At 61.8% G+C, this 11863-nt stretch carries 9 protein-coding genes; 2 read left to right on the plus strand and 7 right to left on the minus strand.

Going from position 1 to position 11863, the window contains the following annotated elements; all coding sequences use genetic code 11:
• Positions 1 to 60: 60 nt before the first annotated feature.
• The 6 genes from D7241_RS17300 to D7241_RS17325 form a co-directional block, all read right to left on the minus strand.
• A complete protein-coding gene (locus tag D7241_RS17300; RefSeq protein ID WP_408102570.1) occupies positions 61 to 2022 on the minus strand; it encodes a PhoX family protein in 1962 nt (653 codons plus the stop codon).
• 34 nt (positions 2023 to 2056) lie between these two features.
• A complete protein-coding gene (locus tag D7241_RS17305) occupies positions 2057 to 2890 on the minus strand; it encodes an energy transducer TonB (protein WP_408102571.1) in 834 nt (277 codons plus the stop codon).
• Entirely contained in the window at positions 2887 to 3345 is a 459-nt protein-coding gene (gene tolR, locus D7241_RS17310) for a protein TolR (RefSeq protein ID WP_408102572.1), read from the minus strand. The genes D7241_RS17305 and tolR overlap by 4 nt, the downstream gene beginning before the upstream one ends.
• Before the next feature lie 12 nt (positions 3346 to 3357).
• Positions 3358 to 4071: a protein TolQ gene (gene tolQ / locus D7241_RS17315; RefSeq protein WP_408102573.1), complete on the minus strand. Its 714-nt coding sequence runs from the start codon at positions 4069 to 4071 to the stop codon at positions 3358 to 3360.
• Positions 4072 to 4172: 101 nt separating this feature from the next.
• On the minus strand, positions 4173 to 6107 hold the full coding sequence (locus D7241_RS17320) for a phytase (protein WP_408102574.1): 1935 nt from the start codon (positions 6105 to 6107) through the stop codon (positions 4173 to 4175).
• Positions 6108 to 6204: 97 nt separating this feature from the next.
• Positions 6205 to 8685, minus strand: a complete 2481-nt coding sequence (locus tag D7241_RS17325; protein WP_408102575.1) for a TonB-dependent receptor — start codon at positions 8683 to 8685, stop codon at positions 6205 to 6207.
• 736 nt (positions 8686 to 9421) lie between these two features.
• Between D7241_RS17325 and D7241_RS17330 the strand changes: the two genes are divergently transcribed.
• Both D7241_RS17330 and D7241_RS17335 read left to right on the plus strand, forming a co-directional pair.
• Entirely contained in the window at positions 9422 to 10333 is a 912-nt protein-coding gene (locus D7241_RS17330; protein WP_408102576.1) for a GGDEF domain-containing protein, read from the plus strand.
• A gap of 11 nt (positions 10334 to 10344) precedes the next feature.
• Positions 10345 to 11370 carry an AraC family transcriptional regulator gene (locus D7241_RS17335; protein WP_408102577.1) on the plus strand — a complete coding sequence of 342 codons (1026 nt, stop codon included), beginning with the start codon at positions 10345 to 10347 and terminating at the stop codon, positions 11368 to 11370.
• Between the two features lie 121 nt (positions 11371 to 11491).
• Here D7241_RS17335 and D7241_RS17340 read toward each other — a convergent pair whose 3' ends face one another.
• Positions 11492 to 11680: a hypothetical protein gene (locus D7241_RS17340; RefSeq protein ID WP_255978913.1), complete on the minus strand. Its 189-nt coding sequence runs from the start codon at positions 11678 to 11680 to the stop codon at positions 11492 to 11494.
• Between the last annotated feature and the right edge of the window lie 183 nt (positions 11681 to 11863).

Here is an 11863-nt window from a genome sequence, read left to right on the forward strand (position 1 = left end):
CGATTGGCGAGCAAGCTCGCACCCATAGGAGCAGGCTTGCTTGCTAGAGGGCGCGGTGGCTCAGGTTCCGATGACGCCTCCATCATCCTTGGTGATGAGCACCGTCGAGGCTCGCGGACGAGTCTTGCCGTCACAGGCCGGGAAGCTCAGCTCGGGATGCTGCACATTGATCCACATGGCGCGGTAATCCTGGCTCCAAGTGATGCCGGTGATCTCGCACCCACGCGGACCGACCAGAAAGCGTCGCACCTCGCGGGTTTTCGGATCGGCGCAGAGTAACTGGTTGGTGCCCATGGCCTGCATCGCTGGTTCCTCATCGCCGTAGTCCGTTTCGATCCACAGCCTACCGGCACCATCGAACGCCACGCCATCCGGCGAGGAGAAGATATCGCCATCGATAGTGCCGGTGAGGTTGGCCGGCACCGGCTGGCCCTCCGCATCTTTGGCGCCGGGCCGCTCGCCGGCCAATAGAAAGACCTCCCAAGTGAAGGCCGTGGCGGTTGGGTCGGCGCCCTGCTCGTTCCAGCGAAGGACCTGCCCGTGCAGGTTGTTCGGTCGCGGGTTGGCCTTGTCGGTCGGCTGCTTCACGCCGCGATTGTCATTGTTGGTGAGGGTCACGTAGACCTCACGACTGCGCGGGTGGACCGCGACCCATTCGGGACGGTCCATGGGCGTCGCGCCCACCTGGTCGCCAGCGGCGCGCGCGTTGAGCAGCACCTCGGCCTGATCGGCGAATCCGTTCTCAGCAGTTAAGCCGTTCTGCCCGTGGACCAGCGCCAGCCATTCACCGCTACCGTCGGCATTGAAGCGCGCTACGTAAAGCGTGCCGCTGTCCAGCAGCTGGCGGTTGGCCTGATCGGCACCCGGCACGTAGCGGCCGGCTGGAACGAACTTGTAGACGTACTCGCCCTTGGTGTCGTCGCCGGAATAGAAAGCCATGCGGCCGTCCTCGCCCAGCGACAGCACCGAACATTCCCGGCAATAACGGCCAAAGGCGGTGCGCTTGACCGGCGTGCTTTGCGGGTCGAAAGGATCGACCTCGACCACCCAGCCGAAACGGTTCGGCTCATGCACGTGGCCGCCGTATGGTCGCGACGGGTCCGGCGTGGCGTTGAAGCGCGGGTCGGCGGTTTCCCAGCCGTAGAGCTTGCTCATGCCCTTGCCTTCGATGCCGTAGCGCTTGTGCGATACGCGCTTGGCCATGTCCTCGGCGTCGTGATTGACGAAGTAGTGGTGCCAGTTTTCCTCGCAGACGAGGTAGGTACCCCACGGCGTGAAGCCGCTGGAACAGTTGTTCAACGTACCGATGATCTCGCGCCCACTCGGGTCGGAGGCGGTCTTCAGCGCGCCGTTACCGGCCAGCGGACCACTCACTGCCATCGGCGTCATCGCCGAAATGCGGCGGTTGTAGCGCGACGGCATGACCCGCTGCCATTGGCCCTGCGCATCCTTCTTCACCTCGATGACGCTGACGCCGTGGGCCGCCTGCTCTTTGCGCACTTCGTCCAGCGGACGCTTGCCGTCGATGAGCGTCATGCCGTTGGGATGCAGCGGCGGATTGACGTACTCATGGTTCATCACCAGCAGGCCGTGGCTGTCCGGGTTTTCCGCAAACGGGAAAAAGTGCATGCCGTCGTGGTTGTCACCGGCCTGCTTGAGCTGCGCCTGCCAGTCGTCACTGGCATCGGGGTTCCATTCGGGCGCATCGGCCAGCACGGCATCGCCCCAGGAGAAGAAGATCCGCGCGCTGTAGCCCGGCGCCACCTGCACGCTGTCGAATTTCGGATCGAGTTGGGTGGGAATTCCAGTGAAGCCGATCAGCGAATCAGACTGTCCGGCGCTGCGGCAGGCGCTCAAACTGCCGCCGAGAAAGCCCAGCGCGGCGAGACCCATCCCACCCTTGAGCAGGTTGCGACGGCTGCGATCGACCAGTTGCCCCAGCGAGGCATTCGAGCTCGGGTTAATGGCCTGATCGTCGAGGGCTGAAAGGTTGGCGTGGAAACTCTGAAAATCCTGTTTCATCAATGGCTCATCTGGCGAATGGAACTGCTGCGCATCACTGGATGCGGTAATGGAAGGTGTTCTTCACTTCGGGGACGGCCACGGCACGACCATCGACGATACGGGGCTGATAACGAAAGCTCTTGGCGGCGGTGAGCGAGGGCCGGATGAACAGCGGATGGCAGTCATCCAGGGCTTTCGGGTTCTCGATCCGCCCCTGCGAATTGACCGAATAACTCACGGTGCAGCTGCCCTCGATGCCCTTGTCCAGCGCACGCTGCGGATAATCTGGCGCGTCCTTGGCGATTGGCAGGTATTGACGACTGGCAGCCGCGGCCTCGGCCTGGCGCGCCCGTTCCGCGGCTGCCGCTTCGGCCTGTGCAGTCTGTTGACGCTGCTGTTCCTCACGGGCCAGTTGCTCACGACGTTGGGCTTCGCGCTGTTGGCGCTCGGCCTCGAGCCGTTCCTGCCGTTCGCGTTCAAGTTGCTGTTTTTGCTGTCGCTCTCGCTGGCGTTCCTCTTCGGCCAAACGTTCCTGCTCAGCCCGCTTGAATGCCAGCTCGGCCTGTTCGAGCCGATGCTGTTCGATTCGCGGATCGACCTGCGGTTCCTCGACCGCCTCTCGAGCCACGACCGGCTCCGGCAATGGCGTCGGCTCGGGTTCGACAGGCGGCGCGACCACCGGTTGCGGAGCCGGCAAGCTGACCAGCTGGGTCTTGAGCACCTGAGTCGCGCTGGGTGCCGTCAGTTCGGGCGTCCAGCCATGCAGCAGCAAGCCGAACACTCCGGCATGCAGCGCCAAGGTCACCACCGCAGCACTGGCATGGCTGGGCCACTGCGGTCGGGCGACGGGAAAGCTATCGGGCAGAGGCATGCTCAAACTGCTCATGGCTCGACCCGCCCAGGCGCCTCGGTGATCAGGCCGAGATTTACCACACCACCGCGCTGCAGTTCGGCGATCCCAGCCACCACTCGACCGTAGTCAGCCGCATCATCGGCACGCACGTAGACCTGGGTGTCGCCGCGCTCGGCGATGATCGCCGCAACCTTCTCGCGCATTTCCTCAAGGTCGATGGCGCTGTCGGTCTGGTCCTCGGCGTTCAGCTCGTTGCCCAGGTTCCAGTAGAAGCCACCATCGGCCTGCACCGAAAGGGTAAGTATTTGCCGCTCATTCTCGGTGGGCATCGCCTCGGCGGCGACCTTGGGCAGCTCGATCTTCACGCCCTGCACCAGCATCGGCGCGGTGACCATGAAAATAACCAACAACACCAGCATCACGTCGATGTACGGCACCACATTCATTTCGGCCTTGGGGCCGTGTTTACGCTGTGGTTTGACCAGCATGGCGGGGCTCCTTCAGGCGGCTGCGGCGACGCTGGGCGCCCCGGCGTGCAGGCGACGATGCAACCGCGCCTGCAGTTCATTGGCAAAGCTGTAGTAGCGAGCGCTGAGGGTCTGGCCGCGGGCGGAGAAGCGGTTGTAGGCCATCACTGCCGGGATCGCCGCAAACAGGCCGATGGCCGTGGCGACCAATGCTTCAGCGATGCCCGGCGCTACGGTCGAGAGCGTCGCCTGCTGGACCATGGACAGACCGAGGAAAGAATTCATGATCCCCCAGACGGTGCCGAACAGGCCGATATAGGGGCTGACCGAACCGACCGTGGCGAGGAACTGCAGGCCGCTTTCAAGCCGCTCTTCCTGCTCCGCGATGGCTACATAGAGGCTGCGCTCGACACCCTCGATCACTGCGTCAGGGGCAATGCCCGGCTGGCGCTGCAGCTGGCTGAATTCCTGATAGCCTGCGAGGAAAATTCGCTGCAATGCCGCTTCTGTGGGGAGCTCCTGTTCGCTGCCCTCGCGATACAGGTGCGCCAGTTCACCACCGCTGCGAAAACGCTGTAGGAAGCTCTTGAGCAATCGTTCGCTACGACGCAGCGCAGCCCCGCGCCGGATGATCAAGTACCAGCTGAAAAGCGAGGCCAGAACCAGAATAACTATGACGGCCTGCACCACTAGGCTGGCGTCGCTGATCAGTCCCCAAACCGACATGTGTTCAAGGGTGCTCTGCATTGTGTTTCCTCCGGGCCGTGCGACGCGACGGCCTTATTGGATTGCATTCGGGTTACGTTGCGATGACAGCCATGCGCAACCAATGGGCTATCGCTTGAGGCTCAGTCCAGCCCCAACGCCTCGGCGACCGCCGCCCAAGGCACATACTTATAGTTCTGCGCCCCTTCGGGCATGCGCTTGCGACCGTCCTGCACCACTATCAAGCCACGGCTCCAGATGCCGCCGAGGTTGGCCGAGGTGACCTCCAGGCCGTCGGTTTCCGAGGCGCCATCAATGCCGCGCTCGGCATTCAGGTCAACACGGAAAGCGCCACGCACGGCATAGGGCGCCGTGGCGTCGAGCACCAGATAGCTGTCGTTGCCCTGGCTGGAAACCACCAGGTAATCGGCTTTTTCGCCTTGATAGATCGCCAGGCCCTCGACATCGTCATGCAGCGGGCCGCCGACGCCGATGACCTTTTCCAGCGCTGCCGGCGCATCGCTGCGCAGATCTAGAGTCCACACCGCCGCGTCTTCCTCGCCGACGTAGAGCCGCTGATTACGGTCGTCCGCTACACAGCCTTCGGGCTGGCTGGCCACCTTGAACTGACGCACCTGCTCGCCACGCGGCGTACCGCTGGTGCCGTCGAGGCGGTATTGCAGGAAGGTGCCGTCCTTGTCGTTGGCGATGGCATGAATGGCACCCTGACTGTCCTTGAACATGCACAGGCCATAGATATTGCTGAACGGCGTGTCGATTTGGCCGATGTCGCTCAGCTCACCGCTGCGTTGGTCAACGGCGAATAGATGAAGACTGTTGTGATCGCGATTGCTCGCCACGGCGAGGTCTACGCGCTTGCCGCCGAGAGAGAAGCCGGAGCGCAGATCGACGTTGTTCAGTCGCCCCACCGGCAGGTACTGAAGCTGTTTACCGACCATGTCGTACACGGCCAGCCCGCCCTTCTTGTCGGTGCCGAGCACACGGCTGTTGCCTGGATCGCTAGGGTTGATCCAGATCGCCGGATCGTCCGCCGCATCGCCCAGATGGGGTACTGGATCAGTCTGCGCCATCGCCGGCAGCATCGGAATAATGTGTGTTGCCGTGGGCGCCTCTGGTTGCCAATCCAGCTGAGCCACGTGTGCACCACGTTCATCGGTCAGCAGCACCTCAAGGCCGCGGTCGGTGAACCGCGCGCTGACCTGCTCCGGCTCATCGAACCCGTCCAGCGGGATCACCTGATGGCTGCGCCAGTCATCGCCGTCACGCTGATACAGGTGCAACGCGCCCGCTTCCGGGTCCAGCGCCAGCAACCCGCCCGGCACCAGCGCCATGCCGGCAGCGGCTTCGGCAATGCCGCCGAATGGCCGCACGATGTCTACCGGCCGGCGCAGCAGCGGCGCTTCGGCGTCAGCTGCGTAGCCCCAGAGGCCGACGCTCTCCTCGTTGACGATCAGCTCGCCGGCCCGATCATCGGCCTGGCAATAACTGCTTCCCGGAGGCAGGCTCAGGCCACGTACCCGGCGAGGTGTCGTCAGCAGTTTCTGGTCAGCCGCCACCAACCATTGCTCGCCGATGCCTTCCTCGCCGATCAGGAACACATAGCCATTGCGCGCGGCGTCGCGATACAGGCACAGCCCTTCGACAGCGAAGTCCGTCTTGGGGACATACAGCGGCTGGCTCCAACGATGCTGGCGATCGAGCCCGAGCAGCACGGCTTGCTGGCGCTTGCGGTCGAGTGTCGCGATCAGGAGACCCTGTTCGCTGGCACGGTGATCCAGGCCCTCGAATCGACCCTCGAAAGCGCTGAGTGCCGCGCCTTTCACGTCCAGCACCTGCAAGCCGCGCGAGTCCGGGCGAACCAGCAGCTGTGAAGCGCCCGGCCAGAATGCGTCGTTGCCGATCAGCTGGGCGCTTTCCGCTTCCAGAGGTGCGTCGCTCGCCATGCTCAGCGTCGCTGCGGCCCTTTCGACAGGCGCCGGTCCGGCACCCGACTGACAAGCAGCCAGTGCAATACAAAGGCCCAGCATCAGTGGTTTTTTAAGCAAGGTTACGTCCATTGTTTTTCCAGTCAGCAGCCGCTGACCGACACCGGTCCAAAGGGGAACAGAGCGGTGCCGGCGCGGTATAAAAGTCGAAGTCGGTAGAAGAGCCAGGTCAGAAATGAGTCAGGGTCAGGCCGAGTTTGTAGGTCGGGCCGTATTCCTCGTACTGCGCGTTGTAGTTGCTGCGCCCGGTGTAGACGAAGTAGGACTCGTCGGTGAGGTTCAGCGCCTCGACCGTCAATTGCAGGTTCGGCGTGATGAAGTAGCCGGCCTTGAAGTCGAGGAACAGCTGCTCATCGGCGTAGAGATCGTGAGCTTCGTCGTCGACGCCGGACACCTCGGCCAGGTACTCGGATTTGTAATTGGCGGCCAGGCGCATGTTGAAGACGTCGTTTTCCCAGCCGACCATCAGATTGCCGACAGTATCGGAGTGGTTCGGCAGATCGATGCTGCGCTGACTGCCCTGCCCTTCGATGTCCGCGTCGGACTTGCTGAAGGTGGCGTTGGCGCCGAGCAGTACGCCATTCCAGGGCGCGGGCAACCAGTCCAACTTCTGCGAATAAGCCAGCTCCAGGCCATATAGCTTGGCGCTGCTGCCATTCTCAAAACTCAGTGCTTCGTCGAAATCGGCCCACTGCCCGCTGCCAGCCAGGTCGGTGTTGTAGATGAAGTTATCGATGTCCTTGTAGAACAGATAAGCCGACACGGCGCCGGCTCGGCCCATGTAGTGCTCGATGCCGAGGTCGTAGTTCATCGACTCCAGCGGCTTGAGATCGGGATTGCCAAACTCGGCATCTTCACCGTCGATGACGAAGCCGGGCGCCAGTTGCTCGAAGGTCGGGCGCACCACCGTATTGGTCCACGCCGCGCGGAGCTGGGTGTCGCGCGTCAGCTGGTAACGGACATGCAGTCCCGGCAGCCAGTGATCGTAGCGGTTGTCGCTGGAAATGGACTCGAAAGAACCGTCGCGAATCCCGGTGCCCTTGGCGCTGAACTCGGTGCCTTCGTAGCGCAGGCCGGCGATGACGCGCCATTTGTCCAGATCCAGGGTATTCATGAAATAGGCGGCGTTGATGTCCTCGGTCATGTCGAAGTCGTTGATGCGCGACTGCTCTTCGTCGAAGAACTCACCGGCATCCAGTCCACCGATCAGCCCTTCTATCGCGCCTGCGCTGATGCCGGAACCGAAACGGTCGAGCGCGTAATCGACGTTGCCGCTTTGGGCGTCGGCCAGCGTCACACCATCGAAGTCGTCATAGAGCCAGATATCGGCATCGTTGCTCTTGTCGCGGCGGCTGAGCTTGCCACCAAACTTGAACTGCGAGGCATAACCCTGAATGTCGTATTCACGGGCCAGATCGAGACGGATGTTCTTCTCACGGTCGCGGGCATCGCTTTCTTCCCATTCCACTTCGTCAAGCTCGAAGCTCGCCGGGTCGTAAAAAGACGAGTCGACGTTCAAGCGAGGTTTGGTGGTGCTGGAAAAGCCTGCGTCGGCGAAGTCGCCTTCAAAGGTCGCACCGGCTATCCCGCCGGGATTGCGTTCTCGGGCCTCGCTGTAGCCAGCCTGACCGCTGAGGGTCCAAAGGCCCATCATGCGCTCGCCGCCGAATACATAGGATTGGATGGTCTGGGTGTCTTCACGCGATTTCAGTTCGCGCCAGCCCTCGGCGTCGCCCAGCTCCCCTTCGAGCTGCGCGTCCGCAAATTCGACACCGGCACCGTTGCGCGTCTCGGTGTCCTTGAAACGGCTGTAGAGGGTGCGCAGGTAATAGTTGCTGACGTCGTCCGGCTTGTAATCGAAATTGAGGCCGACGCCAGCGCGCTCGCGGGTGATCTCGTAGTCGCGCTGCTCGAATTCTTCCAGCCGGGCGCCTTCTTCGAAACCCCAAGCGCCGCCGGTTTCGACGTTATCGGAGCCGAAGTCCCGCTCCTGCCAGCTCAACGCCGCTGCCACACCAAAGTTGTCGACGCCATCGCCCAAGCTGAAACGGTTGCTGAAAGCACCGGAGAACTTCGGGCTGGTCTTGCTGACGTTCTCGTCGTAGCTGCCTTCACCGCTGATGCTGTAGAAAAGGCCGTCGTGATCGAAGGCGGACAGACTCTCCACCTCAATAGTGCCACCGAGGGAGTTGGCGTCCATGTCCGGGGTCAGGGTCTTGACCACCGAGAGCGACTGCACCAGCTCTGAGGGCAGCACGTCCAGGGCCACGGCGCGACGGCCGCTTTCCGGCGATGGGACCAGGGTGCCGTTGATGGTGACGCTGTTCAGATCGGGTGCGATGCCGCGCACGCTGACGAAGCGGCCTTCTCCCTGGTCGCGCTCGACAGAGATACCGGGAATGCGCTGCAACGCTTCGGCGGCGTTGTCATCCGGCAGCTGGCCGATGCCGTCGGCGTGCACCACGCTCTTGACGCTGTCGGAGCTGCGCTGCTCCTTCAACGCCTCGTCGATGCTGACGGCTTGGCCAATTACCTCGACGTGCTCCATGACAAGCGGCTCCTCGGCCCAGGCCGAACCGGCACTGATGGCGAGGGCCAGCAGGCTGATACGGAATCCTGCATGGCGGATGCCACTGCGGTATGTGTTCATGAACAATCCCCCGAACGCTGACTACCGGGTCCATCCCGGAACTGCAGCGGACGGTAGGTGGGGGATGTGGCGGTTCTGTGACAGGGTTTGGCGCTGGGCCAGATATCTGGACTTTGGCGTGTAGTTCGATTGGGTTTTGAGCTGAATTGACCTGTTTTGTTGGATAAGCGAAAGGACCGTAGGGTGGGCTTCAGGACCGTAGGGTGGGCTTCAGCCCACCACGTGCAGATCAAACACTCCGTCACGGTGGGCTGAAGCCCACCCTACGATGCTGAAGGGGAACGATGTCCGAGCTGTCCTCAAGCCGTTTTTCTTTATCTTTCGAATTGGCTACACAGCCTCACAGACGACTCCGAATGCCCCATCAGGAGGGTGAGTGGAATCGTTGCGTAAGGGGTTGAGCCGCATGGATGCGGCGAAAGGCTTAAAGGGCCATGGATGGCCTTGTAAGCCGACCCCTAAAGCAACGATGGAGCGAACGAACCCGGAGCGAAGCGCAGGGCCGGATGCAGGGGCAAAGCGTTTTTGGTTACTTTTTCCGCGCCTGGAAAAAGTGACTCGCCCAGCAGGGCGAAACCAAGCCATAGAGCAACTCCCCATTCGACTAACACTCAAAACACGCCCAACACAGATAAATCCCTGAGCCAAAACAACCCCCTTCCCATTCATCCGACCGTCATATTCATCTGTTTTCGTGCGCTCACGCATTGGCGCAAACCCTAGCTTCGGAGACCCGATGAAATTTCTGAGACTCCACGCCCTTCCCATGCTCGGCCTCGCATTAGCAGCCAACTTCGGCCTGCAGGTCTACCTCGCCACGGGGCAGATCAAGACCTGGGCCGAGATCAATTGGATGGACGTGGCAGGCGAAGGCGGCTCGGCGATGCTGGCGCTGGCCTGGTTGACCATGCTCCTGCACAGCCGCCCGGCAGGCCGGGTGACACGGCTGCTCGCGCTGGGCTTGGCGTGCGTGTTCTTTTCCTGGTGGATGGATACATTGGACGAATTCATCCAGCTACCGGAACTGGCGATCTGGGACAACTGGCTGGAGACCGCGCCGATGCCCATCGGCCTGGTGTTGCTGACATTCGGCATCTATCACCTGAACCAGGAACAACGCGCCATCAGCCAGCAGATGAGCAAGCGCGAGAAGCTGTTTCGCGAGCACCGCCTGTTCGACAAACTGACCCCGCTGGGCGCAGCCGAATACCTGCGTCAACACGTGCAGCGAGCGCTTACCCAGGCACACGAGGAGCAGCAACCGTTGTCGTTGGTAGCGGTGGATCTTGATGATTTCAGCGCACTCAACCAGCGCTACGGCCAGGCCGAGGGCGACGCCGTTCTGCAGGCGATGGCGCAGCTGCTACTGCTTAACCTGCGTAGGCAGGACCTGCTCTGCCGCCTGGCCGGGGATCGCTTCGTCGCGGTGTTGCCGAATACGGGTGAAAGCCAGGCCCTGCAGATCGCAGTTGAGTTGCAGAATGCGGTCGCCAGCCTGGCGCACAAGACCGACCAGCATGGCGAGCGTGTCCACCTAAGCGCTTGCACCGCAACGGTGATGGCCTTCGATGAGGATGTCGAACAACTACTCAAGCGCCTTAACCTGAGCCTCGCCAAGGCCAAACAGCAATTGCCGCGCTGCGCTTGAGGAGCGGGACCATGGCCATCGGCTACGAATGCGATACGCGTTTTATCGCCGCGCATCACCAGCCGGCGGTGCTGATCGATCTGGCCCTCGCACGCGGGATCGACAGCCACCAACTGCTACGCGGCAGCGGGCTGTTCTATGAGGATGTTACCCGCGGCATCGCCCGCATCAGCCCGGCGCAGTTCATCACGCTGATCGGCAACGCTGGCCGCCTGCTGGATTCCGATGACAGCAGTTTCCTGTTCGGCCAGCGGCTGCTTCCCGGCCATTATGGCGATGCCAGCCACGCCTTGGCCCATGCTTGCACGTTGCACCAGGCGCTAGAGCTGCTGTTGCGATTTCGAGCGCTGCTGAGCCCGTTACTGACGCCTCGTCTGCTCTTCGACGACAAACAGGTCCACTTGTATTGGGTCGACAGCTGCGGCGCCAGCGAGCAACAGCGCTTCCTCGCCGAGGCGAGCCTGACAGCCGTGGTAGCAATGAGCAAACGTCTGTCTGGAGAGCGCTTGCCCTGGCGCTTTCATTTCGATTATCCGCAACCACGGCATGTTGAGCAGTACTGGGTGCATCTGGGCGAGCAGCTGGCCTTCGGCAGTCAGCTGACGATGATGAGCCTGCCACGCGAATATCTGCACACGCCTTGGCCGAACGCCTCGAACACCGCCGGCCAGGTCGCGCAACAGGCCGGCTGTGCTCAACTGGCAAGCCTCGGTTGGCACGGCAGTTTTATCGACGGGTTATATGAGCATCTACACGCCAACATCCGTAGGCCGTTGAACCTTGAGCGCGTGGCCCAGGCATTCGAAATGAGCCCGGCTTCGCTCAAACGCAAGTTGCACAAGCACGGCACAGGCTTTCAGGATCAGCTCGACTTGGTGCGCAAGCACGTGGCGCTCTATCTGTACCAGATGAAGGGTTACAGCAACGAGGAAGTGGCGAGTTACCTCTGTTTCAACGACACCACCAATTTCCGCCGCTCTTTCAAGCGCTGGACCGGCTTGGCACCTAGCAGCCTACGCCGGTTGTTCGATAGCTAGAGCGAAATCCCGCGGCGACGTCAATGCGTCTTTGAGTGAGGCCTATCTGCCCGAAGGGGCGCGGCCCGTTTAGCTTGCTGATGATTTGAACCGCCAAGCTCTTGGCTTGCTGATTTTTGCTCTATGGCGCAGAACGATTTTCCACGCGACTGTCATCCAACCTTTCGCTATCGAGCGATACCTGTAACGACCCAGCGTCGTTCTTAAACTGCTGACGGCCCAATACCGTGAATGCTCGGCGCAGCAAAAACGCTGCAACACCAGCCACAGTCAAAAACGCGATCAACACCGGTACGGCCTGTTCGTTCATTGCGCCTTGTCTCACCAGAGTGGAAAGCCTCGCGGTCGCGATGGCTAACTGATACTACAACCTATCCATCCTGAGACCAACGGCGCGGCAGCGGTGCTGAAGAGCGCCCAGACAAGTGGCTGCAGGAAAAACCGTATTCGTGCGAGACGAATCGGTCTGTCGTTGGTCCTAGATCGTGGATTA

Source organism: Stutzerimonas sp. VN223-3, from assembly GCF_045999685.1.
GTDB classification, from domain to species: Bacteria; Pseudomonadota; Gammaproteobacteria; order Pseudomonadales; family Pseudomonadaceae; genus Stutzerimonas; species Stutzerimonas stutzeri_AR.

What these genes read in the sequence shown, in the direction of transcription:
- D7241_RS17335 (WP_408102577.1), top strand. Translation starts at nt 10,345, where the DNA reads ATGGCCATCGGCTACGAATGCGATACGCGTTTTATCGCCGCGCATCAC.
- tolR (WP_408102572.1), bottom strand. Translation starts at nt 3,345, where the DNA reads ATGCTGGTCAAACCACAGCGTAAACACGGCCCCAAGGCCGAAATGAAT.
- D7241_RS17320 (WP_408102574.1), bottom strand. Translation starts at nt 6,107, where the DNA reads ATGGACGTAACCTTGCTTAAAAAACCACTGATGCTGGGCCTTTGTATT.
- D7241_RS17325 (WP_408102575.1), bottom strand. Translation starts at nt 8,685, where the DNA reads ATGAACACATACCGCAGTGGCATCCGCCATGCAGGATTCCGTATCAGC.
- D7241_RS17300 (WP_408102570.1), bottom strand. Translation starts at nt 2,022, where the DNA reads ATGAAACAGGATTTTCAGAGTTTCCACGCCAACCTTTCAGCCCTCGAC.
- D7241_RS17340 (WP_255978913.1), bottom strand. Translation starts at nt 11,680, where the DNA reads ATGAACGAACAGGCCGTACCGGTGTTGATCGCGTTTTTGACTGTGGCT.
- D7241_RS17305 (WP_408102571.1), bottom strand. Translation starts at nt 2,890, where the DNA reads ATGAGCAGTTTGAGCATGCCTCTGCCCGATAGCTTTCCCGTCGCCCGA.
- tolQ (WP_408102573.1), bottom strand. Translation starts at nt 4,071, where the DNA reads ATGCAGAGCACCCTTGAACACATGTCGGTTTGGGGACTGATCAGCGAC.
- D7241_RS17330 (WP_408102576.1), top strand. Translation starts at nt 9,422, where the DNA reads ATGAAATTTCTGAGACTCCACGCCCTTCCCATGCTCGGCCTCGCATTA.